Annotated in this window: 20 protein-coding genes; 12 read left to right on the top strand and 8 right to left on the bottom strand. The window is 66.0% G+C overall.

The genetic code is table 11. From position 1 onward, the window contains the following. Window positions 1-25: 25 nt before the first annotated feature. On the top strand, window positions 26-718 hold the full coding sequence (locus AWC27_RS24005) for an SDR family oxidoreductase (protein WP_085672767.1): 693 nt from the start codon (window positions 26-28) through the stop codon (window positions 716-718). 40 nt (window positions 719-758) lie between these two features. Next, a complete protein-coding gene (locus AWC27_RS24000; RefSeq protein ID WP_085672766.1) occupies window positions 759-1,565 on the top strand; it encodes an SDR family NAD(P)-dependent oxidoreductase in 807 nt (268 codons plus the stop codon). 10 nt (window positions 1,566-1,575) lie between these two features. Here AWC27_RS24000 and sigC read toward each other — a convergent pair whose 3' ends face one another. After that, window positions 1,576-2,130: an RNA polymerase sigma factor SigC gene (sigC, locus tag AWC27_RS23995; RefSeq protein ID WP_085672765.1), complete on the bottom strand. Its 555-nt coding sequence runs from the start codon at window positions 2,128-2,130 to the stop codon at window positions 1,576-1,578. Between the two features lie 126 nt (window positions 2,131-2,256). On the opposite strand from sigC, the gene AWC27_RS23990 reads away from it, so the two are divergent. Both AWC27_RS23990 and AWC27_RS23985 read left to right on the top strand, forming a co-directional pair. Further along, window positions 2,257-4,524, top strand: coding sequence for a heavy metal translocating P-type ATPase (locus AWC27_RS23990; protein ID WP_211281706.1), 2,268 nt, complete (start codon window positions 2,257-2,259; stop codon window positions 4,522-4,524). A gap of 3 nt (window positions 4,525-4,527) precedes the next feature. After that, window positions 4,528-5,238 (top strand): zf-HC2 domain-containing protein, encoded by a 711-nt coding sequence (locus AWC27_RS23985; protein WP_085672763.1) that lies wholly within the window; start codon window positions 4,528-4,530, stop codon window positions 5,236-5,238. Window positions 5,239-5,245: 7 nt separating this feature from the next. Here AWC27_RS23985 and AWC27_RS23980 read toward each other — a convergent pair whose 3' ends face one another. Beyond that, entirely contained in the window at window positions 5,246-6,055 is an 810-nt protein-coding gene (locus AWC27_RS23980; protein WP_085672762.1) for a class I SAM-dependent methyltransferase, read from the bottom strand. 102 nt (window positions 6,056-6,157) lie between these two features. On the opposite strand from AWC27_RS23980, the gene AWC27_RS23975 reads away from it, so the two are divergent. The 6 genes from AWC27_RS23975 to AWC27_RS23950 all read left to right on the top strand — a co-directional run bounded on the left by AWC27_RS23975 (window position 6,158) and on the right by AWC27_RS23950 (window position 15,032). Further along, window positions 6,158-7,573, top strand: a complete 1,416-nt coding sequence (locus AWC27_RS23975) for a PPE family protein (protein WP_085672761.1) — start codon at window positions 6,158-6,160, stop codon at window positions 7,571-7,573. Between the two features lie 102 nt (window positions 7,574-7,675). Continuing rightward, the gene (scoE, locus tag AWC27_RS23970) at window positions 7,676-8,554 is read left to right on the top strand and encodes a (3R)-3-[(carboxymethyl)amino]fatty acid oxygenase/decarboxylase (protein ID WP_085672760.1); all 879 of its coding nucleotides are present in this window, start codon (window positions 7,676-7,678) and stop codon (window positions 8,552-8,554) included. Next, a complete protein-coding gene (locus AWC27_RS23965) occupies window positions 8,551-9,105 on the top strand; it encodes an FcoT family thioesterase (RefSeq protein ID WP_085672759.1) in 555 nt (184 codons plus the stop codon). The genes scoE and AWC27_RS23965 overlap by 4 nt, the downstream gene beginning before the upstream one ends. Window positions 9,106-9,119: 14 nt before the next feature. After that, window positions 9,120-10,700 carry a fatty acid--CoA ligase FadD10 gene (gene fadD10, locus AWC27_RS23960; protein ID WP_085672796.1) on the top strand — a complete coding sequence of 527 codons (1,581 nt, stop codon included), beginning with the start codon at window positions 9,120-9,122 and terminating at the stop codon, window positions 10,698-10,700. A gap of 4 nt (window positions 10,701-10,704) precedes the next feature. Next, on the top strand, window positions 10,705-10,935 hold the full coding sequence (locus tag AWC27_RS23955; protein ID WP_085672798.1) for an acyl carrier protein: 231 nt from the start codon (window positions 10,705-10,707) through the stop codon (window positions 10,933-10,935). Beyond that, the gene (locus AWC27_RS23950) at window positions 10,917-15,032 is read left to right on the top strand and encodes an AMP-binding protein (protein ID WP_085672758.1); all 4,116 of its coding nucleotides are present in this window, start codon (window positions 10,917-10,919) and stop codon (window positions 15,030-15,032) included. The genes AWC27_RS23955 and AWC27_RS23950 overlap by 19 nt, the downstream gene beginning before the upstream one ends. Here the strand turns inward: AWC27_RS23950 and AWC27_RS23945 are convergent. Beyond that, window positions 15,001-15,687, bottom strand: coding sequence for a DUF5134 domain-containing protein (locus tag AWC27_RS23945; RefSeq protein ID WP_169726853.1), 687 nt, complete (start codon window positions 15,685-15,687; stop codon window positions 15,001-15,003). The two genes, AWC27_RS23950 and AWC27_RS23945, sit on opposite strands and share 32 nt — an antisense overlap. A gap of 109 nt (window positions 15,688-15,796) precedes the next feature. On the opposite strand from AWC27_RS23945, the gene AWC27_RS23940 reads away from it, so the two are divergent. Continuing rightward, on the top strand, window positions 15,797-17,710 hold the full coding sequence (locus AWC27_RS23940) for a cytochrome c oxidase assembly protein (RefSeq protein WP_245847498.1): 1,914 nt from the start codon (window positions 15,797-15,799) through the stop codon (window positions 17,708-17,710). Here the strand turns inward: AWC27_RS23940 and AWC27_RS23935 are convergent. From AWC27_RS23935 to AWC27_RS23920, 4 genes are read right to left on the bottom strand one after another with little or no spacing between them, the layout of a single operon-like run. Beyond that, entirely contained in the window at window positions 17,707-17,925 is a 219-nt protein-coding gene (locus AWC27_RS23935; RefSeq protein WP_085672795.1) for a heavy-metal-associated domain-containing protein, read from the bottom strand. The genes AWC27_RS23940 and AWC27_RS23935 overlap by 4 nt on opposite strands. A gap of 21 nt (window positions 17,926-17,946) precedes the next feature. Next, complete coding sequence (locus tag AWC27_RS23930) at window positions 17,947-20,184, bottom strand: heavy metal translocating P-type ATPase (protein ID WP_085672794.1); 2,238 nt, start codon at window positions 20,182-20,184, stop codon at window positions 17,947-17,949. A gap of 19 nt (window positions 20,185-20,203) precedes the next feature. Next, window positions 20,204-21,625, bottom strand: a complete 1,422-nt coding sequence (locus AWC27_RS23925; protein ID WP_085672756.1) for an adenylate/guanylate cyclase domain-containing protein — start codon at window positions 21,623-21,625, stop codon at window positions 20,204-20,206. 2 nt (window positions 21,626-21,627) lie between these two features. After that, complete coding sequence (locus AWC27_RS23920; protein ID WP_085672755.1) at window positions 21,628-22,203, bottom strand: TetR/AcrR family transcriptional regulator; 576 nt, start codon at window positions 22,201-22,203, stop codon at window positions 21,628-21,630. 145 nt (window positions 22,204-22,348) lie between these two features. Here AWC27_RS23920 and AWC27_RS23915 point away from each other — a divergent pair, with 145 nt between their 5' ends. Further along, a complete protein-coding gene (locus AWC27_RS23915) occupies window positions 22,349-23,212 on the top strand; it encodes an oxygenase MpaB family protein (protein ID WP_085672793.1) in 864 nt (287 codons plus the stop codon). Window positions 23,213-23,218: 6 nt separating this feature from the next. On the opposite strand, the gene AWC27_RS23910 is transcribed toward AWC27_RS23915, so the two are convergent. Continuing rightward, window positions 23,219-24,299, bottom strand: a 1,081-nt coding sequence (locus AWC27_RS23910; protein WP_139837182.1) for a glycoside hydrolase family 183 protein, incomplete at its 5' end; no start/stop codon positions are given.

Here is a 24,299-nt window from a genome sequence, read left to right as displayed (position 1 = left end):
TCACCTAAGTCAAGGAGCACGGATCATGGTCAACATTCAGGGGTCGACAGTCGTGGTTACCGGCGGGCAGCGTGGCCTCGGCAAGGCCATCGTGGCGGAGCTGCTGAACCGCGGCGCCGCCAAGGTGTACGCCACCGCGAGGGCTCCCCAGCCCAGCGACGATCCTCGCGTGGTGAGTGTCCCACTCGATGTGACGGAAGCCGAATCGGTTGCTGCCCTGGCGAATACGGCAAGCGACGCTGAGATCGTCATCAACAACGCCGGCACCCTTGGCGCGCCGAAGCTGCTCAGCAGCGACATCGAGGAGGTTCGGGCGGTGTTCGAAACCAACTACTTCGGTGCGCTGCGGATAGCTCAGGCGTTCGCGCCGATCCTGGCCCGCAACGGCGGCGGCGCCCTGGTCGACATCCACTCCGTCTTGTCGTGGGTGGGTGGGTTCGGTGGCTACGGCGCGTCCAAAGCGGCCTTCTGGTCGGCCACCAACTCCTTGCGCATCGAGCTGCAACCGCAGGGCACCCTGGTCACCGGAGTTCACTTGGGCTACACCGACACCGACATGGTGTCCGGGTACGACGTGCCCAAGAACGACCCCCGGCGGGTGGCAAGCGAGATCCTCGACGGCATCGAGCGCGGCGCGGCCGAGGTGCTCGCCGACGACCTGACCCGCAATGTCAAGGCCGCCCTGTCCGGTCCGGTCGAAGCACTGCGGGCGAGCTGAGGCCGGTGCGACCGCGGGGCCTGGCGAGTACGGTCCACGTATGGCTCTCCCACCACCAGGAAAAGACCGCGCTGCCATTGTCACCGGGGCCTCGTCAGGCATCGGGGAGGAATTCGCCCGAATACTTGCCCAGCGCGGCTATCAGGTTGTCCTGGTAGCCCGTAGCGTCGAAAAGCTCGAGGAGATCGCCGGGCGGCTGGGTGCCGATGCGCACCCGCTACCCGGCGATCTGTCCGACCGAAACGACCGGGCGAGCCTGCTGGATCGCGTCACGGCGCTGGGCCTGGTCCCCGACATACTGGTCAACAACGCGGGGCTGTCCACCACCGGAGTGGTCGCGAAATCGGTTCCGGAGAAAGAACTCAACCTGGTCGAAGTCGACGTCGCCGCGGTGGTCGATCTGTGCAGCAGGTTCCTGCCGGGAATGGTCGAACGGCACCGGGGTGCCGTGCTCAACGTGGCGTCGGTAGCCGCCTTCGGCCCGCTGCCCGGACAAGCGGCGTACGGCGCCGCCAAAGCGTTCGTGTTGTCCTACACCCACAGTCTTCGTGGTGAACTGCGCGGCACCGGCGTCAGTGCGACCGCGTTATGTCCGGGACCGGTGGACACCGGATTCGGAGAGGCGGCCGGCTTCAGTAAAGAGGAAGCCGATGCCGCGCTGCCCAAGATCATGTGGCTCCCCGCGGACAAAGTCGCCCAGGCCGGAATCGACGGGCTGGCGGCTGGCAAGGCCGTCGTTGTCCCGGGTCTGGCCAACCGGATCTCGTCGTCGCTGTTCCGGGTGGCGCCACCGGAATTGATGCTGCCTTTCCTGGCGCGCAACCACCCGGCGTTAAAACGCAAGTAGTGCAAGCGAATTAGCCGGCGCAGTCGCTCTCGCTGGCCGCACGCAGCAGGTCGTCGCGGGCCCTGGCGACCCGGGACCGTACCGTGCCGATGGGACATCCGCAGACCTCGGCCGCTTCGGCGTAAGACAGGCCCAGGACCTGCGTGAGCACCAGGGCTTCGCGGCGGTTGGCCTCCAGCCCGTCCAGCAATATGCGGATCTCCACCATGTTCTCGATGCGAGTGCCACGCCGGTCGCGCCCGAACGCATCGTCGAGGTCGGCCACGTGGGACAGGCGGGGCCTGCTCTTGTTGTAGCGAATCTGATCGACTACCACCCGTCGCGCGATCGACAACAGCCAGGTGCGCGCGGTGGAACGACCGGCAAAGCGCGGCAGCGCGTCGATCGCGCGCAGGAATGTTTCCTGGGTCAGGTCGTCGGCGCTGGCCGGATCGGCGAGATAGGCGACCGTCCGCCAGACATCGCGCTGGGTGGCGCGGATGAATTCCGTGAGCGCGGCCCGGTCGCCCCGGCCGGCTGATTTGGCGAGGGAAGTAATTCGGTCGTCATCGCCGCCTGTCGCCACGGGTGTTGAGCCTAGGCCATGACGGCTGAGAGTATGCAGGGAACTCATTGCCGGGCCGTGACGACTCTTGTATGTGAGTTCTCTATGCGGGACGAGGTTGGCAGGAGGTGAGGGCCCAGGATGTCGATGACGATCGCGGCGAATGACGCACATTCGGTGCATGAGCAGCTGGTACAGCTCGAGATCACGGGGATGTCGTGTGCGTCCTGCGCCAACCGGGTCGAATCGACGCTCAACGCGCTGCCCGGCGTGCGGGCCTCGGTGAACTTCGCCACCCGGGTGGCAACCATCGACGTCGACGAGCAGACCAGCACCGCCGCGCTGTGCGAGGCAATCGAGCGGGCCGGCTACCAGGCCCAGGTGCACACCGCCGGCGGCAGTTACGACAGCGATCCCGACGCCCGGCACGCCCGGTACCTCTTGCTTCGGCTGGGCGTAGCGGCCGTGTTCTTCGTGCCGCTGGCTCATCTGTCGGTGATGCTCGCGGTGGTGCCCAGCACGCGTTTCACCGGCTGGGAGGGGGTGCTCACCGCACTGGCGCTACCGGTGGTGGTCTGGGCGGCCTGGCCGTTCCACAAGGTGGCGCTGCGCAACCTGCATACCTGCAGCGCAACCATGGAATCGCTGATCTCGGTCGGCATCACCGCGGCCACCATCTGGTCGGTGTACACGGTGTTCGGCCAGCATCGGGTCGCCGAGCGCCGGGGCGTATGGCAGGCGTTGCTGGGCAGCGATGCCATCTACTTCGAAGTCGCAGCGGGTGTCACGGTGTTCGTGCTGGCGGGGCGCTATTTCGAGGCGCGGGCCAAATCCAAGGCGGGCGGTGCGTTGCGGGCTTTGGCCGCACTGAGTGCCAAGGATGTCGCCGTGCTGCAGCCCGACGGCTCGGAACTGGTCATCCCGGCCGACGAACTCGAAGAACAGCAGCGCTTTGTGGTCCGCCCAGGTCAGACGATCGCCGCCGACGGCCTGGTGGTCGAAGGATCGGCCAGCGTCGACCTGAGCGCGATGACCGGCGAAGCCAAACCGATCCGGGTGGAACCTGGTTCACAGGCGATCGGCGGCACCACCGTGCTCGACGGCAGGCTGATCGTGGAGGCCGCGGCCGTCGGTGCCGACACCCAGTTCGCCGGCATGGTCCGGTTGGTCGAGCACGCGCAGGCGCAAAAGGCCGACACCCAGCGACTGGCGGACCGGATCGCCTCGGTGTTCGTTCCCTGCGTTTTCCTGGTGGCGGCAGTGACCGCCGCGGGCTGGCTGATCGCCGGCGGCGGCGCCGACCGGGCCTTCTCGGCCGCACTCGCCGTGCTGGTCATCGCCTGCCCGTGCGCGCTCGGGCTGGCGACCCCGACCGCCATGATGGTCGCCTCCGGCCGCGGGGCCCAACTCGGGATCTTCCTCAAGGGCCATCGCTCGTTGGAGGCCACTCGCGCGGTGGACACGGTCGTGTTCGACAAGACCGGCACGCTGACGACCGGCCAGTTGACGGTGAGCGCGGTGACGGCCGCACCAGGCTGGGATGCCGCGGAGGTACTCGAACTGGCGGCGACGGTGGAGGCGGCGTCCGAGCACGCGGTGGGGCTGACGATCGCCGCCGCAGCGCAGCAGCGGGGAACGGTGGCCAACTTCCGTGCCGTGGCGGGCCGCGGCGTCAGCGGCAGCGTCGCCGGACGGACGGTCCGCGTCGGCAAACCGTCATGGGTCGCTCCCTCATCTGGCTCACCGGCCCTTGTCACGGCGCGCCGGCTTGCCGAATCCCGTGGTGAGACGGCGGTTTTCGTCGAGGTAGACGATGACCTGTGCGGTGTCGTCGCGGTGGCCGACGAGGTGAAGGACTCGGCCGCCGCCGCGCTGGTGGCACTTCACGATCGTGGCTTTCGAACCGTGCTGTTGACCGGTGACAACCCGGCCTCGGCAGCCGCGGTGGCCGCGCGCGTCGGCATCGACGAGGTGATCGCCGACATCCTGCCCGAAGGCAAGGTCGACGTCATCGAGCAGCTGCGTGAGCATGGGCGGGTCGTCGCCATGGTCGGCGACGGCATCAACGACGGACCGGCGCTGGCGTGCGCCGATCTGGGCATGGCGATCGGGCGTGGCACCGATGTCGCAATCGGCGCCGCCGACATCATCCTCGTTCGCGACAACCTCGACGTGGTGCCCCTGGCGCTCGGTCTGGCCGCCGCGACGATGCGCACGATCAAGGTGAATATGCTGTGGGCGTTCGGCTATAACGTTGCCGCGATCCCGATCGCCGCCGCGGGGCTGCTCAACCCGCTGATCGCCGGTGCGGCCATGGCGCTCTCGTCATTCTTCGTCGTGTCAAACAGCTTGCGATTGCGCAACTTCGGGGCGCGAAATCCCGGGAACATTTCGCCGCGAATGCGCGACTATTAAGGCATGGATTGCGAGGTGGCGCGCGAAGCGTTGTCGGCCCGGCTCGACGGCGAGCGGGAGCCGGTGCCCTCGGCGCGCGTTGACGAGCACCTCGAGGAGTGTGCCGACTGCCGCAATTGGTTTGATCAGGCAGCAGACCAGGCTCACTCGCTGCGCCGACTGGTCGAATCGCGGCCGGTGATCACGTCTCTGGGTCCCATCGAGATCGGGCGAGTCCCGCCGCGGCGGCGGGTGCGGATGAGCTGGTCGCGCTGGGCGTTGCTCGGCGTGGGCGTCGCGCAGCTGGTCCTCGCGGTTGTACAGGGGCTCGGGCTGAGAGTGGGGCTGGCGCATGTGCACCCGGCCGGTTCGGCGAGCCATCTGCTCAACGAATCCACCTCGTGGTCGGTGGCACTGGCCGTGGTGATGATCGGTACGGCGTTGTGGCCACGCGCGGCTGCCGGCCTGGCCGGCGTCCTGGCGGTGTTCGTCGGTGTCCTGTCGGTCTATGTCGTCGTGGATGCCATGTCGGGCGCCGTCACCGCCGCGCGGATCCTGACCCACGTCCCCGTGCTGATTGGCGCGGTGCTGGCGATCGCGGTGTGGCGAAGCGGTTCGGCTCCCCGGCCGCCGCTGGACGGGGTGGCCGACGATGCCGATATCGTGTTGCCGCCCAACGCATCTCGCGGGCGTCGGCGTGGACATCTGTGGCCGACCGACGGGTCTGCGGCCTAGCGGCGGATCAACCGAATTCGACGACCGTCACCGGCGCTCGCAACCGGTCGAGCGCACGCAGCTTGTACAGCAATGAAATAACGGGGCGCGCCACCTTGCCGCGCCCGGGCGGAGCGGGCAGTTCACGCACTGTGCGGACGCCGTCGATGGCGCGCAGTTGGTCATATTGGTTGGCGGTGAACCAGAATGGCATCGCCGGTGCTGTGTAGTGCTCACTGAGCCGGAAGCCGCGGCGCTGCGAATACACGCTCAAGAACCACGGGATGCTGTCAAATACCAACTGGCCGTCGGGAAACCGCTTAGCGCATTCGGCGATCAGATCGAACACCGCCTCGCGCTGCAGGTACTGGAACAACCCCTCGGCGGTGATCAACACCCCGTTGGTGTCGTCGACCTGGTCCATCCACGAGTACTCCAGCGCAGACTGGGCGCAGTAACGCAGCCGGTCCGACGGCGGCAGCAGCTGCCGGCGCAGTTGCACGATGGGTTCGAGGTCCACCGAAAGCCAGTTCAGCCGGCCGTTGTCGAGGCGCCAGAAGCTGGTCTGCAGTCCCTCGGCGAGGGCAACCACACTGGCGCGCGGATTGATGGCCAGGTATCGGCGGGTCGCATCGTCAAATGCCAAGGCCCGCAGGGCAGTAGCCTGGTGCGTCCGGCCGAAGTGCTGGTAGTCGTAACCGAGGCCGTCACGCAGGGCGATGGCCGCCGCGTCGACGATGATCCCGTCGGGGCGTGCGGCTTCGGTGGCCCGTTGATGCAGTGTGAGCAGCGCGGTTTCGGATATGCCGTCGAGATGACGGGCATCGATGACTGGCACGGATGAACTATATATAGCGCCCGGCCGGAACTTTCGCCCTCCAGTAGCCGACTACACGGCAAGTAATGGAGGGCGAGGAGGTTCAAGATAGCCCCGATGTGGATGGCTTTGCCTCCCGAGGTGCACTCGACTCTGTTGAGCGCCGGGCAAGGCCCGGGATCGCTGCTCGCTGCCGCTGCGCAGTGGCACGAACTCAGCAGTCAATACGCGGCTGCAGCTGCGGAATTGAGTCAGCTGCTGGCGGAGGTCGCGGCCAGTAGCTGGCAGGGCACCAGCGGCGCCCAGTACGTGGCCGCGCATGGCCCCTACCTGGGCTGGCTGGAACGGGCCTCGATGGACAGCGCGGTCACCGCCGTACAACACGAAACCGTCGCAGCCGCGTACAGCAGTGCCCTGGCGGTCATGCCGACTTTGGTGGAATTGGCCGCCAATCACGTCGCCCACGGCGTCCTGACTGCCACGAACTTCTTCGGGATAAACACCATCCCGATCGCCCTCAACGAGGCCGATTACGTCCGGATGTGGCTGCAAGCCGCCGAAGCCATGGCCGCCTACCAGGCCGTCAGTGCGGCGGCGGCGTCGGCAATACCACCCACCCAGCCGGCGCCAACCATCCTGGCGCCCGGAGCCGAAGCCGAAAGCGTCCCGCAGGCCCTTCCGAATTGGCTCGTTCAGCTCTTCAAGGACATCCTGGATTTCATCGCAAATCCATATAGATATTTTCTCGAATTCTTCCAGCGAATGGGATTCAGCCCCGCCGTTGCCGTCGTCCTCGCCATCGTCGCCCTACAGTTGTACGACTTTCTCTGGTACCCGTACTACGCGTCGTACGGCTTGTTGCTGCTGCCATTTTTCGCGCCCGCATTGAGTGCACTGAGCGCTCTGGCGCTGTTGCTGAACTCAGCGCCCGCGGCCGGATCGATTCCGGTTGTCGCAGAGCCGAATTCCGGCCACCAGGCTGGTTCGAGCGCCCAGGTGGTGGCGGCCTCGGGCGGATCGGCCGCCTTCACCGCGGGGTCGCAAACCAGCAGCACAGCACCGGGCACCCCGGCTTCGGCTACGGCGGGCAGTACTGCGCCTTCGGTCAGCATCGGCTACGCAATACCGGGTCTGACGCCCCCCGGGGTGGGCTGCGGCCCTAAGGCCGGGACCGAAACGGCCGCGCACGCCACCGACACCGTCGCGGCCGCTGCCGCAGGCCGACTGGGCGTCCCCGCCCGGGAGCGGCGCCGGCGGCGCGACAGGAGCACGTCCGGGGCGCGTGGTTACCGTGACGAATTCCTGGACGCGGCCGCCACCATGGGCGACGAGGCCGACGCGCTCAGTACCGCTGAATTCGACACCCTGTTGGCCGGTAGCCAGGGCGCCGGCGCGCTCGGTTTCACCGGCACCGCGCCCAGCGCCAGTGCGGCTGCCGCCGGAATCATGCAGCGACAGTCCGACAGCGCCGGCATCACCGTCCCGGTGCTTCCCGCTACCTGGCCAGGCGGCGCGGACCAGCCGGCCGAAGCCGGATAGGGAACTTTTCGCCGCCGTGTCCGACTGTTCTCGTAGTGCCCGAGGCTGCGCCGATGTCGGTGCGCCGTACTCCCACGAAAATGACCGAGGAGAAGACAGTCCATGACGCTCAGGACGCTCAACGTGAAAGGCGAGGGGCTCGGGGCGCAAGTCACCGGCATTGATCCCAAGAACCTGGACAACATCACCACGGCCGAGATCCGCGACATCGTCTACGAACACAAACTCGTCGTTCTCAAAGACGTGCATCCATCGCCGGAGGAATTCATCAAGCTCGGCAACATCATCGGTGAAATCGTCACCTATTACGAGCCGGTCTACCACCACAAGGAATATCCACAGATCTTCGTCTCGTCCACAGAGGAAGGCCAGGGCGTGCCGAGGACCGGCGCGTTCTGGCACATCGACTACATGTTCATGCCGGAACCGTTCGCGTTTTCCATGGTGTTGCCGCTGGCGGTGCCCGGGCCCGACCGCGGGACGTACTTCATCGACCTGAACAAGGTGTGGGAGTCGCTGCCTGCCGCACAGCAAGACCCGGCCCGCGGAACGTTCAGCACCCACGATCCGCGCCGCCACATCAAGATCCGCCCACGCGACGTGTACAAGCCCATCGGCGAAGTGTGGGATGAGATCAACCGGACCACACCACCGATCAAGTGGCCCACGGTGATTCGTCATCCCAAGACCGGGCAGGAAATCCTCTACATCTGTGCGACGGGTACCACGTCGATCGAGGACAAAGACGGCAATCTGCTGGATCCGTCAGTGCTGCAAGGGCTCATGGCCGCAACCGGCCAGCTCGACACCGAATACAGGTCGCCGTTCATCCACACCCAGCACTACGAAGTGGGCGACATCATTCTGTGGGACAACAGGGTTCTCATGCATCGCGCTAAGCACGGCACCGCCAGTGGCACCCTGACCACCCATCGCCTCACCATGCTGGATGGCCTCAAAACGCCGGGGTACGCGGTATGAGCACCACCGACCTGACCGACGCGACGCCGGTGCAGCAGGAATCCGCCAAGACAGCCCCGATCACCGAGGAACTACTTCGCCGGGTCCTGGAGCCCTATTCCTACAAGGGATGTCGCTACCTGCTCGACGCGCAATACCGAGCCACCGCCGATTCGGTTCTGGCATATGGAAATTTCACCATCGCCGAATCCGCCTACATTCGCAGCACCGGGCACTTCAACGCTGCGGAGCTGATCCTGTGCTTCAACCAGCTTGCCTACAGCGCTTTTGCCCCGGCTATCCTCAATGAGGAGATTCCGGTGCTTCGGGGTTGGTCGATCGCGGACTACTTCGACTACCAGCTGCCCAGCATGCTGATCAAGACCACGGCGACGCGCTTCCGCAGGCCGATCAACGCGCAGAAGTTCTCCGCACGCCTGTTGTGCAAGGACTTTCGAGTCATCGAGCGGGCGTTGCGCTATCTGCTGGTCCCCTGTGCCATCGAGTTCTGGGACGAGGACGGCGGCTCCGCGTGCGGTGAGATCGAACTAGCGGCCCTGAACATCCCGTGAGGAATCCCTTCACCATGTCGCACTCTGGGCCGACCGTGTGGGAACGGATCTACGACCAGGCGCAGCAACGGCCCGAAGCAACCGCGTTGCGCCGCTGCGATGGAACAAGCGCAGTACCGTATGGACGGCTCGTCGCTGAAGCGCAGCGGCTGGCTGCCGATCTTCATGCTCGATCGGTTTCCCGTGGATCACGGGTCCTCGTCATCTCGGACAACGGCCCAGAGACATACCTGTCGGTGCTGGCCTGCGCGAGGATTGGCGCCATCGCCGTCATGGCGGACGGCAACCTGCCAGCCGCCACCATCGCGCGATTCGGTGAAATCACCGGGCCCGCGGCGGTTCTCATTACGCGAGGGAGCAGAATCGGCGCCACCGCGCTGCCCGACGGGTTACGGTCGTTGCCCGCCCTCACCGTCGATTTGACCGCTGCCACAGCGGGTCCCGGCTCGCCTGTCGAGCTGGCGTGGTCCGCGGAACTGGGCGCCGAGCACCCGCTGGCAATGATCTTCACCAGCGGCACAACGGGGGAGCCGAAGGCGGTGCTGCTGGCCAACCGCACGTTCTACGCCATCCCCGATATTCTTCGCAACGCGGAACTGGACTGGATCACCTGGGTCGACGGCGAAACCACCTACTCCCCATTGCCGGCGACGCACATCGGCGGATTGTGGTGGATTCTCACCTGTTTGATGCGCGGCGGGTTGTGTATCACCGGAGGTGAGAACACGACGTCCCTGCTGGAGTTGCTGAGCGTGAACGCGGTGGCGACCACATGCCTGGTGCCGACGCTGCTTTCGAAGCTGGTTTCCGAATTGAAGTCCGGCGACGCCGCGATTCCACCGACGCTGCGCCTGGTTGGCTACGGGGGTTCGCGGGCCATTGCCGCCGATGTGCGACTCATCGAGTCCACTGGGGTTCGTACCGCTCAAGTCTACGGGTTGAGCGAAACGGGTTGCACCGCACTGTGTTTACCGACCGACTCCGCCTCGATCACCAAGATCGAGGCGGGTGCGGTAGGCCGCCCGTACCCCGGCGTCGAAGTGTATCTGGCCGGCACCCAGGGTGGCGGCCCAACCGCACCTGGAGCACCGCCGCCGGCTGCCTTCGGAACCTTGTGGATAAAGTCACCGGCGAACATGCTGGGGTACTGGAACAATCCCGAACGCTCCCGAGAGGTTCTCGTTGACGGCTGGGTGAACACCGGCGATCTGCTGGAGCGCCGCGAGGACGGCTTCTTCTACATCAAGGGCAGATCGTCGGAAATGATCATCTCCGGTGGCGTGAACATCGCGCCCGATGAGGTGGACCGCATCGCCGAAGGTGTCAAGGGGGTCCGCGAGGCCGCGTGTTACGAGATCCCCGACCCGGAGTTCGGTGCCCTGGTGGGTCTGGCCGTGGTCGCATCAACAGAGCTGGACGAGGCAGCGACGCGCAAGCTCAAGCAGGCGATCGCGGCACGCTACCGCAATGAATCGGAGTCGATGGCCCGCCCGTCGACAATCGTCCTCGTCGCCGAAATCCCACGAACGCAGTCAGGCAAGGTCATGCGGGTGTCATTGGCGGCGGCGATAAACGGAGCAACCGTTGCTGGTTGAAACAGTGCGGGACAGGGTGTTCGCCGCTGTATGCGAGGTGTTGTACGTCGACGAAGCGGATCTTTTTGATGGTGACTCGACCGATCTGAGGGAGCTCGGACTGGATTCTGTTCGGTTCGTACTGCTGATGAAGCGGCTCGGCGTCGACCGGGAATCGGAATTGCCGTCCCGCCTAGCCGAAGACCTGTCGATCGCGGGCTGGGTTCGGGAGTTGGCGTGCAACGGATCCCGCTGAGTAGGTCGCAACAGAACATCTACCGTGGCGTACTGCAGGATAGTGATCCCGAGCTGTATCTGATCGGCAAGAGCTATCGGTTGCACCCACTGGAGCTCACGGCATTCTTGAGCGCGCTGGCGGCGACGATACTAGAGAACCCGGTACACCTTTGTGAGCTCCAGGCTGCTGGGGCCGAAACTGACTATCCGGATCTGGTGCCGTCGTTGGACTTCGACGACATCGTGGGCGTGCGACCAGACGATCGCTGCCGAACGGACCGTGACGAACTTACCCGCGGGTGGTCGGCCGGGATTCTCGCGCAGCCTCTCGTGCGCTATGTCGTACGAACCAACCAGGACGGTCGTGTGTCGGGCTTGGACGTCTACACGCATCACATCCTGCTCGATGGCGGCGCGACGGGAATCGTGGAGGCCGGCCTGGCCCGGCACCTCGCGGCCGGGACCGCGTCCGAGAGCCCCTGTAGTGCAGACGGACTGGTCAAGTTGGAGCAGGCGCATCGCCGTGAGTCGGCGAAGGTGCAGGACTCGCTACTGCGCCTGACCGATGTGGTGCAACGTGAGCTTGTCGACCAGGCGCGCGACGGCGACCACGTGCCGAGCGAGGTTCCGGGGTCAGCGGCCAGGGGCGTGCTGTGTGAGTCGGTGCGGTTCTCCGGCAGAGCTTTTGACGCACTCGGCGAGCTCTCCGATGCCGAGCAGGTGCCGCTCAACGTGCTGGTGGCCACCGCCGCGGTGGCCGTGCACGCCAGCCTCCGGCAGCACACCACCAGCCTGCTGGTGCACGCGGTGGACAACAGGTTCGGCGATCCTGAGCTGAATGTCGCGACCTGTCTGGTCAATTCGGTTGCGCATTCTGTCCGGTTCCCTGCATTCGCCTCGGTGCGCGATGTCGTTCGAACGCTTGACCGTGGCTATGTCAAAGCGGTACGGCGCCGGTGGCTTCGTGAAGAGCATTACCGCCGAATGTATTCGGCGATCAATCGTACGTCTGCGGTGGAGGCGTTGACGCTCAACTTCATCCGCGAACCATGCGCGCCGGGGCTTCGGCCGTTCCTGGCGCAAATGCCGGTTGCGACGGATATCGGTCCGGTCGAAGGCATGACGGTGGCGTGTGTTCTGGACGAAGGCCAGCGCACCCTCGACATCGGAATCTGGGATCGGGCGGATCTGCCCGCGACAACGACACAGCGCCAGGTTGCGCATCGGATCGCCGCGGCGCTGGAAGCGATGGCGACGATGTGGCAGCTGCCGATCGCCATGACCGTCGACGAGTGGATCGGCATCGGCCCGGAAGGGGCGCGTTGCCAAGCTGATTGGGCAGTCGCAGACCAGCCCCGGGCTCCCGCCTGGTTTCTGGATCCGGCAGCCGGCGTCCAGCTCACCCTTGCGCGGCGCCGCCATGTCTATCCATGGGTCGCCTGGTTGGTGCGCATTGGCGCGGTGCCCGGCGATGTCGTGGTGTGCACGGACGACCACACCGACAAGGCCGTCGACCTGCTGTTGGCGGCACACCTTGCGGGTTGTGGCTACAGCGTCTGTGACGCCGTCGAGGAGATCCCCGATCGAGTGGAGTCGCTGGAAGCGCAGGGTATTTCGACTTGCACGGTTGACATCGCTGCCGCCCGGGTCCCGGCGAGTATCGGCGATGAGCTGCGAGCGCTGGCCGATGCGCGCATCGCCCAAGTGGCCCGAGACAACTCGCTGGCCGCCAACACTGCATACATCATGCCGACGTCGGGATCGACCGGAGCACCCAAACTCGTCCCGATCAGCCACGGGTCGCTAGCCCTCTTCTGCGACGCGGCCCGCCGTGCCTATGGGTGGGGTCCGAATGACACCATCCTGCAATGCGCACCGCTGACGTCGGACATCAGTGTGGAGGAGATCTTCTGCGCCGTGTTCTGCGGGTCGCACGTGATTCGCTCGTCGGCCACCAAAACGGGAGACGTGCAGGCACTCGCGCGTGACGTCGTCGCCAACCAGGCGACCGTCGTCGATCTGCCGACCGCGGTGTGGCACCTGCTGTGCGAAGATGCCGATGCCGTCTCGGCGCTCTGCCGCTCCGGCCTGCGGCAGGTGGTCGTCGGCGGTGAAGCGATCCGCCCCAGCGCGGTCGAAAAGTGGAACACCGTTGCCGGGCACCGGATTGTACTGATTTCCAGCTACGGCCCGACTGAGGCCACCGTCGTAGCCACCCACTTGCCGGTCATCGGCGACCGGGTGGCCGGCGCGGCGGAGACTTGGCTCAGACTGGGCCGGCCGATGATAGCGAACACGGTGTTCGTCGTCTTCGGTGAGATCGTCATCGTCGGAAACCTGGTGTCCAGGGGCTATCTCGGCAGCGACGGCGGCTTCGGCACCATCACGGCCGGCGACGGCTCGCGGCGCCGTGTGTTCGCCACAGCAGACCGAGTGACGTTTGACGCCAGTGGTTTTCCGGTGTTCGCGGGACGCAAAGACGCCATCGTCAAGGTTTCCGGCAAGCGGGTCGATACCGCCGAGGTGGCCCGGCGCATCGCAGCGGATCCTGCGGTGTCCGATGTCGCCGTCGAGCTGCACGGAGGCCGTCTCGCGGTGTGGTTCGAAACCCCGCTAACTCGGGAGGGTGCCGAGGACGACGCGGTGGCCGCGCGTATCAGGCGCAGGCTGGTGGGTCTGGGTGTGTCGTCGTTCTTCGTTGTGGCGGTTGCGAATATCCCGAGGAAGCCCAACGGAAAGGTGAACAGCGACGGTCTGCACACCGCATTCGGTCCTCCAACCCCGATACGAGGCGACGAGACGGACGCGATGGCTACCGGGCTCGCCGAAGTGTGGAGCCTGCATCTCGGCCGGACGATCCGGCCGGAATCATCGCTGTTCGATGAGGGGATCGGCTCGCTCGACCTGATCAGAATTCTGCCCGAAACTCGGCGGTACCTGGGCCGGCAGCTCTCCATTCTGGATCTGATCAGCGCTGACACCGCTTCGAACCTGCTCTGCGAGTGGGGGTCTGGTATAACGGCCGAGATCGAGTGTGACCTTGCGGCACTGTCGCGGCCGCGGGCCCCGGCGGCGCCGAACACTGCCGGCGGGCAGGCAATCGTTGTACTCGGCGCGTCCGGAATTCTCGGGACTGGATTCGCTCGAGCGGTGCTCGACCTCAAACATTCAGGTGTACTGCTGCCGGATGTGGTCTTTGCCACCAGATCCCGACTCCCGCAATGTGGTCCGTGGACCGCGCTCCAGTCGGCCGACGGGGTCCGGATCGTTACGCTCCCCGCCGATGTCGGTGCTGCTGAACTGGACGCGCTATTAAGGAACGCCGGAACCGTCGTCAACTGCATCGGCAACACCAATGTGGTTGTGCCCTACCGCGAACTACGCCAGGCGAACGTGGCACTGGTCTCGGCCCTCGCCGAGGCATGCGCGGACCGTGGCACCAGATTGGTGCAGTTGTCGTCGTTCGTCGTCAATGCGGATGTCACCGCGCCGCGAGTAACCGACCCCCGCGAGTCGCCGTATCCGTATGCGGCCGCCAAGTCGCTCGCGGAGCTGGTCGTAGCCGCCTCACCGGTCGATTTCACCATCGTGCGCCTGCCGCGCGTGCTCGGCGAGGACTATCAATTGCGCGACACCTCCGACGTTCTGGTCTCAGTCTTGGATGCCTGTACCTCGATAGGGGCGTACCCGCAGCTGACATTGAGCGAAGAGGTCACCACCGGCCGAGCGGCGGCAACAACCATCCTGGGCCTGCTGCCGGAGGTGACGGCTCGGGGGGAGCTGGGCCGCGGCATCACCGTAGTTCACGGGGAAGTGCTGGCCTACGCGGAACTGCTCAGTGGCTACGGGCTGGATGAACTCGACGTCACACAGTGGAAATGCCTGCTGGATCAAAGCGATTGGGCAAAGCGCAACCCGCGCCGGTGGTCCGTGGTGGATGCGTGGGCCAGCTTGGGCAGGATGCTGGGGCCGCGCTCTTACGCCGAGCATTTGGCGCAATACCCCGCCATCGACCTCGGCGTCGTAGTTGTCGGTGAGCTCGTCGCGACTCCAGTGTCGTTGCGGGCGCTCTTAACCCACGGCCTCAGCCCTGTAGCAGCGTCGTGCCGAACATGATCGCCATCGCGGCGGCCATCATCGCCTGAACCGCAGTTCCCAGCGACAGGCGCCAGACGCGCCGGCGCCGCCGGGCACCGCGTTGCGTGACGAACCAGTAGCCCCACGCCAGCGCGGCGCACACGAAGACGGCCGTCCAGATCCCGTTGCCGGCGTCGATCCAGCTCGGCCAATCCCCGGCGGCGTGCACGTCTGTCGCGGTCATTTCCTCGCCCGGCACCATGTGGTGATGTCCGTGGTGCTGCTCGGGGACGCTGACGTGGCCGGGCCCCAGCTGGCCGTGCACGGCATACATCCAAGTCATCGCGAACATCGTCGCCGCGCCGTATCCGCACAACAGTCGCTGGGCCAGCCGCCGTGCGGCAACCACAGCCGTCATGACAAACCAGAGCCCACCGACCAGGAAAAAGGCCTCAGGCAGCTGCACGGGCAGTTGAAGTCCCTGCGGCCAGGCCATCACCGCCATCGCGACTGCCATCGCGACATGCCAACCGTGGCTCAGCACCGAAATCCACGAGCGGCGGTCGATGAGCACCAGGAATCCGGTGCCACTGAGCAGGGACAGGCCGGTGACCAGCCAACGAAGCGCTAGGTCAGCGATCACGTGGTGGGCCTGCTTTCGCGGTTCGGATACCGTGCCGAATAGAGCGGTCACCAAGACTATGCGTTCGGTGACCGACGCTGCACGGCCGTAAGCTGCAGGGGTGAAGAATGACCGGCCGGCCGAGGACGCGTCCCCGGCTGCGCACGTCGCCGGACCCTCGATCGCGGCGCGGGTTGGCCTACTGGTTGGTTTTCTGGCCATCACGGCGGCGCTTGCCGGCTACGGCCTGGTGTCGGGACCAGGCCGCTACGCCGAGGCCGGCAATCCCTACCCCGGCGCCTTCGTCGGCATCGCCGAACCGGTGGGGTACTTCGTCGGCTCCCTGCTGGGCGCAATCATTCTTGGCGCGTTGTGCTACGTGGTCATGACGGCACGGCCACAGCAAGACGGCCTGATCGATCCTGCGGCCTTTCGCATTCACCTTGTGCTAGAGCGGGTTTCGCCGGCGTGGCTGGTCGTCGCCCTGGCGATGGTGGTGATTCAGGCATCGCACGACTGCGGGGTGTCGCCGGGGCGGCTGGTGTCCAGCGGCGCATTGCCCGACGCCATCAGTGCATCCGAGACCGCCCCGGCGTGGTGTCTGGTAGCCCTCGGTGCGCTGCTGGTCACGGTGACGATGCGGTTCAGCACGCGTTGGCTTGGTCACTGCGTGCTACTGGTCCCCACCGCGGTCGCCGTCGTCGCCACGGTGGTGACCGGCAACCCCGGCCAGGGGCCCGACCATGACTACGCGACCAGCGCCGCCATCGTCTTCGCGATCGCGTTGGCCATGTTGACCGGGCTGAAGATCACCGCCGCCTTGGCCGGGGCGACGCCCAACCGCGCCGTGCAGGTCACGCAGCTTGTCAGTGGGGCAGTGGCGCTGGTGTACGGGACGGCGCTGCTCTATCTATTGATCCCCGGCTGGGATCTCGGTTCGGATTTCGCTCGCCTCGGCATTGCCGCGGGCGTTGCGGTGGCACTGGTGTGGCTGTCCGACTGCTGGCGGATGTTCGGCCGTTCGGCGCGCTCTGTTCCAGCTGTCGTCGCGGCGCTGGCGATGATGACCGCCGGGGCGGCGCTCTCGGGTATGGCCGTTACCACCGCGCCGCGACTGATCACCCACCAGTTCACGGCCTGGGATGTCTTCCTGGGCTATCAACTACCGCAACCGCCGACCGTCATTACGGTGCTTACGGTTTGGCGCTATGACGGTCTGATCGGAACTGCCGGCCTGGTTCTCGCGCTCGTCTATCTGGTGGGCTTCGTCCGGCTGCGGCGGGCCGGCAACTCGTGGCCGGCCGGGCGCCTGCTGTCGTGGCTGATCGGTTGCGCCGCACTGGTATTCACCAGCAGTTCGGGTGTGCGTGGCTACGGGTCGGCGATGTTCAGCGTGCACATGGCCGAACACATGACGCTGAACATGTTCATCCCGGTCTTGCTGGTTCTCGGTGGACCGGTCACGCTGGCGCTGCGGGCATTGCCCGCCGCCGGTGAAGGACAGCCACCCGGTCCCAGGGAGTGGCTGACCTGGCTGCTGCATTCCCGGGTGACTGCGTTCTTCTCACACCCGATCGTTGCGTTCGTTCTCTTCGTTGGCTCGCCGTACATCGTCTACTTCACACCGATTTTCGATACCCTGGTCCGCTATCACTGGGGCCACGAGTTCATGGCCATTCACTTCCTATTGGTCGGATACCTCTTCTACTGGGCCATCATCGGCATCGATCCGGGACCACGACGACTGCCTTATCCCGGCCGGATCGGTCTGCTGTTCGCGGTGATGCCGTTCCACGCGTTCTTCGGTGTGGCGCTGATGACGATGTCCACACCGGTAGGCGGTACCTTCTACCGGTCGGTGAACCTGCCCTGGCTGGGCAGCATCATCGCCGATCAGCATCTGGGCGGCGGAATCGCTTGGACGCTAACGGAATTGCCGGTGGTTATCGTCATCGTGGCGCTGGTGACGCAGTGGGCGCGCCAGGATCGCCGAGTCGCATCGCGCGAGGACCGGCACGCCGACAGCGACTACGCCGATGATGACTTGGAGGCGTACAACGCGATGCTTCGCGAGTTGTCGCGGATGCGCCGCTAACCCACTACCGAGAAGTTGCCGTCACCGCTAAGGGCTGCCTGAACCTGATCGCGCGTCAGCTCGGTATCGGTCGAAATTCGCACTGTGGAAGTGCCATTGGTGTCCAGGTCGATGTCGACGGCGCTGACCGGTTGCAGCGCAAGTAGCGCGTTGGTAATGGTCTCTACGCAGCCGCCGCAGCGCAGCCCGTCGACGGAGAAACTCTGTTCGGGCATCGTCACATCCTTCGTCGCATCTTAGTGAGAAGCAAAGTTGCGCAGCCGCAGGCTGTTTGACACCACGAAGAACGACGAGAACGCCATCGCGGCCCCGGCGATCAGTGGGTTGAGCAGCCCCGCGGCGGCAATGGGTATTGCCGCGATGTTGTAGCCGAACGCCCAGACCATGTTCATCCGGATCGTCAGCATGGTGGCGCGGGCCAAGTCCAGGGCCTGCGGGACGATGTGCAGATCGTCTCGCACCAAGATGATGTCGGCCGCGCCGATCGCGACGTCGGTGCCACGCCCGATCGCCAAACCGAGATCCGCCCCGGCCAACGCGGGCCCGTCGTTGATCCCGTCGCCGACCATGGCGACGGTTCGACCCTCGGCGCGAAGTCGTTGAATCACTTCGACTTTGCCTTCCGGGAGCACATCGGCGATGGCGGTGTCGATGCCGACCTGCGCTGCAACCGCATCGGCGGCGGCCTGGTTGTCGCCGGTGAGCAGAATGGTGCGCAGCCCGCGGGCGCGCAATGCGGCGACGGCGTCCGCCGCCGAAGCCTTGACCGTGTCGGCGATCGCGACGGCGGCGCAGGCGATACCGTCGACCGACGCCAAAACCACCGTCTCGCCACGGGATTCGCCGTCGCGCCGGGCGGATTCCAGTATCGCCTCGCCCGCCCGGTCTCGGGTGATCCAGGATGGCTTGCCGACCTCGACGCGGTGACCCTCCACGACTCCTGAGACACCCCGGCCGGCGACCGCAACGAACTCGGTCACCGGAGCCGGGTCCGCGGAAGCGGCAACGATCGCCGTCGCCACCGCATGCTCGGAGGCCGCTTCGACAGCGGAAGCCAATGCAAGGGCCCGCTGCGAATCCCATCCGCTGATCACCGTCACGTTGGTCACCGTCAGTTGCCCGACCGTCAGCGTTCCCGTCTTGTCGAACACCACGGTGTCGATGCCGCGGATCGTCTCCAGCGCCCGGTAGCCCTTGATGAAGATGCCAAGCTGCGCGCCCCGCCCGGAGGCGACCATCATGGCCGTCGGGGTGGCCAGCCCGAGCGCACAGGGGCAGGCGATCACCAGCACCCCGAGTGTCACCGAGAACGCGCGATCCGCGCCGGCCCCGCTGATCAGCCAGGCCGCCCCAGCGGCCAGCGCGATGGCGAAGACCACCGGCACGAAGACGGCGGAGATGCGGTCGGCGAGCCGCTGTGCGCGGGCCTTTTGTGCCTGCGCCTCCTCGACGAGCCGGACCATCGCGGCGAATTGGGTATCGGCGCCGACCGCGGTCGCCTCGATGACCAGCCTGCCGTCCAGCGCGACGGTGCCACCCACCACGGCAGCATCCGGGCCGACCCGCACCGGTTTGGCCTCGCCGGTCATCGCGCTCATGTCGATAGCCGCGGCGCCGTCCACGACGATGCCGTCGGCGGCGATGGTCTCGCCCGGCCGCGTCACGAAGCGCTGTTGCTTCTTGAGTTCGCCGGCCGGGATCACCAGTTCGGCCCCATCGGGCAGCAGCACGGTGACGTCCTTGGCGCCCAGCGCAGCCAGGGCCCGCAGCGCGCCCCCGGCCTTGGACTTGGCGCGGGCCTCGAAGTAGCGGCCGGCGAGCACGAAGACGGTGACCCCGGCGGCTACCTCGAGGTAGATCGAGTCGCTGTGCAGGATCGCCTGCCAGATGCCGTTGGTTTGCCGCGGCTGTCGAGGAACCAACACCGTCGACAGCGACCAGATGGTGGCCGCCACGATGCCCACCGAGATCAGCGTCTCCATGGACGCGGTGCGGTGGCGCGCGTTACGCAGCGCGACGGAGTGGAACGGCCAGGCGGCCCAGGTCACGATCGGGGCGGCCAGCGCGGTCAGCACATAGCCCCAGCCGGCGAATCTGGCGCTGGGCACGATGGCGAACATCGTGGACAGATCCGCCAGCGGCACGAACAACACCGCCGCGACCAGGAGCCGACGCAGCAGGCTGCGAGCGTGCGCGGCGTCGGGATCCTTGGCCTCCCGAGCGTCTGCGGCCGTGCGCGGGGCCGCCTGATATCCGGCTTTCTCCACCACGTCGCACAGTCGGTCGACGTCGATGTCGACGGCGTCGATGGTCGCCACCCGGGTGGCGAAGTTGACCGATGCGCGTACGCCCGGAACCTTGTTCAGCCTGGTTTCGACGCGGCTGGCGCAGGCCGCGCAGGACATGCCCGAAACTTCCAGCTGGACGCGGCGCGCCGAGGCGAGGTGGGAGTCCTCTACAAGCGGCGCCGTCACGGCTCTCCTCAGGTCGGGCTTATTCGGTACCGCCAGGGTACCGGCGCAGCTCGGCCCGATCGCCGGCCGCATCTGCTCTGCTCAGCGCATATACGCGCCACCGGCCGGGCACGCCCTTGAGTTCATGCTCGCCACGTTCGGCGAAACAGTGGCGCGAGCCGGTGACGATGTCGCGCACCGTGGCGGACACCAGCACCTCGCTGGGTCCGGCCAGCGCCGAGACCCGCGCACCGATGTGCACGGCCATACCCGCAACGTCGCTCTTGAAGGCACCGCGTATCTCGACCTCGCCGGCATGAATGCCCACCCGGACCTCGATGCCGAGTACGTGAACCGCGTCGACGATGGCGTCGGCACACGCGATGGCAGCGCTGGGGCTGGTGAACGTCATGACGAAGCCGTCACCGGCGGTGTTGACCTCACGGCCGCCGAAGCGCTGGATCTCGTGTCGGACCAGGTTGTCGTGGTTATCGAGCAGGTCGCGCCAGCGTTCGTCCCCGAGGGCGGCCGCGCGCGCAGTCGAGCCGACGATGTCGGTGAACATGATCGTGGTCAGCACCCGCTCGGCCTCGCTGCCGCCCCGGACGCCGGTGATGAACTCCTCGATCTCGTCGAGCATCGCCGCGCTGTCGCCGACCCAGTACAGCGCGTCGGCCCCGGCCAGCTCGACGAAACGCGCTCCGGCGATGTGTTCGGCGAGATAGCGACCGTGCGTGAACGGGACGAACCGGGTGTCGTTGCGATGCAGGATCAACGTCGGCGCGGTGATCCGGTCCAGGCAGTCGCGCGCGTCACAGTTGCGCACGGCATTGATGAAGGCGCGAGCCATGCTGGGCGAGGCGGCGCGGTTGCCGGCCAGATCCCACCACGAGCGGAAAGCGTCGTCATCGACGACGCTGGGCGCCAGAACGCCGAGCACGTCGAAGCCCCGTTCGACGGCGTCCGGCTCGGTCCCGATGTTGATGAAGGGATCGGCGATATCCGGCTGGGTTCCGATGTCATAGTCGGGCGCCCACAGGGTTCGCGCCGAGCCGTTGACGATCACCACGCTGCTCACCCGCTCGGGATATTCGGCGGCGATAACCAGAGCCGTCGTCGCGGTGAAGCCGGACCCGAGCAAAGCCGCCCGCTCACAGCCCGCGGCATCCATCACCGCGATCGCATCCTCGGCCCAGGACCGCGGCCCGAGCAGGTCGAGGGAAGGAACCCGGGACGACAAACCGACGCCGCGATGGTCGAACCGGATCAACCGGCTGAAGGACGCCAGCCGCCGGTGAAAGCGGTACATCGACGGCTCGGCGTCGATCGTGTCCACCGGAATTGACGGGCCGGGCACGACAAGCAGATCGATGGGACCCTCGCCGAGAACCTGGTAGGCGATATCCAGGCTTTGTTCGGCGTCACCGCACCTGGCGTAGCGAGTTCTCGGGGCCTGCGCCACGGTTACAGGCTAATGATCGGAACCAGATACCTCGCGGCATATGCCCGCACCGCCGCCTGATCAGAGGTGTCGAGGCGGTCGGTGGGGAACATGATGATGCCGACGGCGACGCGCAGCAGGATGTCGGCGACATTGGCGAGATCGGCGTCGGCGACCTCGGCGCCGCAGCGGCGCAGGGTGTGGGCGATGCCGTCGGCGAATTGGGTAATCGGGAATACGTGCGAGCTGGAGAACAGGCCGAAGAGTTCGGGCTCGCTTTCGGCGATGCGCGAATACAGCGGCGAATCCTGGATCAGGCGCACGCCGAGGGCGAACGCCTCGATGACCGCCTCCTGTGCCGAGCGGTTCTTAGTGGCCTGGTCCAGGGTGGCGAAGAACCGTTCACCCTCGCGCCGCACGACCTGTGCGAACAGCTCGTCCTTGGTGGGAAAGCGGCGGTAGATGGTGCTGCGGCTGACACCGGCGCGTGCGGCGACGTCTTCGATGTTGGCCCGGCGCACGCCGTAGGTTTCGAAGATCGCGCGGGCGGTGTCCAGGATGTTTTCGTCGAGATTGCCGTCCGGGCCTTGGTCTGGCATCAATCAACGACCCCCACGGCAATCGGATGCAACCTGCTAGGCTGGAACAAAGATACGCTTTTGTTTCACTGTTTCACAACCGTGTGGGGAGTTCGCGGTGACGGCTGAACTGAGTTTCGACAGCGGCGTTCGCGAGGCGGTGCCGATGCCGCTCGATGACCGTGCCGATGCGGACGTCGCACGGCTCGGTCCCGGCTCACTGATCTGGAAGTTCTACGGCGACAACCGCACTCAGCTGTTCGGCTTCCAGCGGGTGGCCGGCACCGAGAACTGCATCGAACAACTCGCCCAGGGCGTGTTCGATCACTCGGTGATCTTCAGCGACACCTTGGGCAGGGCCAAGCGCACCGCGCCACCGCTGATGAAGACCATCTACTCCGACGACCCGTACAAATGGGGCCGCACGGTCCGCGATTTCCACAAGCCGATCAAGGGCACCATCGGCGACGGGTCCAGGTACCACGCCTTAAACCCAGAGTTGTTCTATTGGGCACACGCCACATTCGTCGATCAGGTGATCTACAACACCGACATGTTCATCCGGCGGCTGTCGCGCGCCGAGAAGGAGCAGATATTCAACGAGAGCAAGGTCTGGTACGGCCTCTACGGCGTCAGCGACCGCGGCCAGCCGCAGACCTACGACGAGTTCGTCGCCTACTGGGACGGCATGCTCGACCGGTTCGTCCCGCACAAAACCGTGCTGTACGGCACCGGATATCTGCGCAAGGGGATACCGGGTCCCCGCCGGATGCCGGGACAGATCTGGCGCATCCTGTCCGGGCCGCTGAACGCCTACGCCCGCCTGGTCGTGGTGGGCACCTTGCCGCCGCAAATGCGCGAAGTATGCGACCTTCCCTGGAATGCCAAGCGGGAAAAGCGATTTCAACGCTTTGCCGCGGTGATGCGCGCGCTCAATCCGTTGATCAGCCGCCTTCCCCTGCGGCTGATCTACACACCCTGGGCAGCCGACGCGTGGGCCCGATCCGGCGTCGACCCGCGCCGCACATAGCACCCGCTACGGCAACACGGTGTGCATCAGCATCACGTTGTACGCCGACCACAGCGACAGGTTGAAGTACACGTCCTTACCCGTTGACCAGGGGTGCATCATCGGCGCGTAGATGCCGCCGGGCATCTGCCAGGACGACACCAGCATCGTCTCGGGGCTCCACGGTCCTTGTGGCGACGGCGCTGTTCTGCCCACCACGTCGTTGGCTCCGTTGGTGTACATCACCAGGTATTGCTTGAGATAAGTGTTGTACTGGGCCGACATTTCGCCCACCGGGCCCGGGATGACCGGGGTGGCCGCCGAGGGCTTGTTCGGGACCCAGGAATTCGAATCTCCGTTCCAGTACTCATATTTGGTGAGGTCCGGCACGAACCGTTGAGGCACCCGCGCCAGAAACGCCGAACCGCCGCGCCCGGGTGGGGTGCCGAACGAGTAGAGGTAGCCATCGCTGGATTTGAGGAACGCCCCCATCTGGAAATTCTCGTTGCCCTCAACGAATCTGGCTCTGCCGCTGTCCGGTCCGGACGCGCGGATTGTGTTGGGATAGACCCCCCAGTTCTGGCCGTTGTCGTTGGACACTGCGATGCCCGAGTAGTTCGTCGTCCATTCGCCGTCGCGGCCCCAATCCCTGATGGACATGAAGTTCACGTATTGGGTCTTGCCGACCGAGACAGCGGCGGTTGGGATGATGCCGTCCTCTTTCGGCGCCCACTTGATGCTGCTGATCAGCTGTTTGGCGAAGCCCGCTTGCCGCATTGGTGAGCCGGAGTATCTATTGGCGGGATCGCCGGGTGTGACGTTGATTCCGTCACCGAGATCGCGGTCCTGGCTGCGGAACAGCACGTTGTACCGCCATTGATGTTCGTTGACGGCGCAATAGCCGAAGGTATCGCCGAAGATCATCAGCGCCTGATGGTTGGCGGGATCGCCGTTGTCCCAAAGGATTCCGAGGTCGGTGCCCGAGATGCCGAAGCGGTCCAGGGTCTTGTTCGGGCTGTCAGGCCCGGTTACCCACTCAGCGAGCGACGTCGTTGATCCACCCAGGCCGGGACCGCCGTCCGGGGGTGGTGGCGGGGCCGGCCTGGGT

This window comes from Mycobacterium szulgai, from assembly GCF_002116635.1.
In the GTDB taxonomy this organism is placed as follows: Bacteria; Actinomycetota; Actinomycetes; order Mycobacteriales; family Mycobacteriaceae; genus Mycobacterium; species Mycobacterium szulgai.
Note: the sequence above shows the minus strand (reverse complement) of the source record. Positions and strands in the feature narration are given on the sequence as shown.

Coding starts and splice junctions, on each gene's coding strand:
- AWC27_RS24005 (WP_085672767.1), top strand. CDS start 26: ATGGTCAACATTCAGGGGTCGACAGTCGTGGTTACCGGCGGGCAGCGT.
- AWC27_RS24000 (WP_085672766.1), top strand. CDS start 759: ATGGCTCTCCCACCACCAGGAAAAGACCGCGCTGCCATTGTCACCGGG.
- AWC27_RS23990 (WP_211281706.1), top strand. CDS start 2,257: ATGACGATCGCGGCGAATGACGCACATTCGGTGCATGAGCAGCTGGTA.
- AWC27_RS23985 (WP_085672763.1), top strand. CDS start 4,528: ATGGATTGCGAGGTGGCGCGCGAAGCGTTGTCGGCCCGGCTCGACGGC.
- AWC27_RS23975 (WP_085672761.1), top strand. CDS start 6,158: ATGGCTTTGCCTCCCGAGGTGCACTCGACTCTGTTGAGCGCCGGGCAA.
- scoE (WP_085672760.1), top strand. CDS start 7,676: ATGACGCTCAGGACGCTCAACGTGAAAGGCGAGGGGCTCGGGGCGCAA.
- AWC27_RS23965 (WP_085672759.1), top strand. CDS start 8,551: ATGAGCACCACCGACCTGACCGACGCGACGCCGGTGCAGCAGGAATCC.
- fadD10 (WP_085672796.1), top strand. CDS start 9,120: ATGTCGCACTCTGGGCCGACCGTGTGGGAACGGATCTACGACCAGGCG.
- AWC27_RS23935 (WP_085672795.1), bottom strand. CDS start 17,925: ATGCCCGAACAGAGTTTCTCCGTCGACGGGCTGCGCTGCGGCGGCTGC.
- AWC27_RS23920 (WP_085672755.1), bottom strand. CDS start 22,203: ATGCCAGACCAAGGCCCGGACGGCAATCTCGACGAAAACATCCTGGAC.
- AWC27_RS23915 (WP_085672793.1), top strand. CDS start 22,349: ATGCCGCTCGATGACCGTGCCGATGCGGACGTCGCACGGCTCGGTCCC.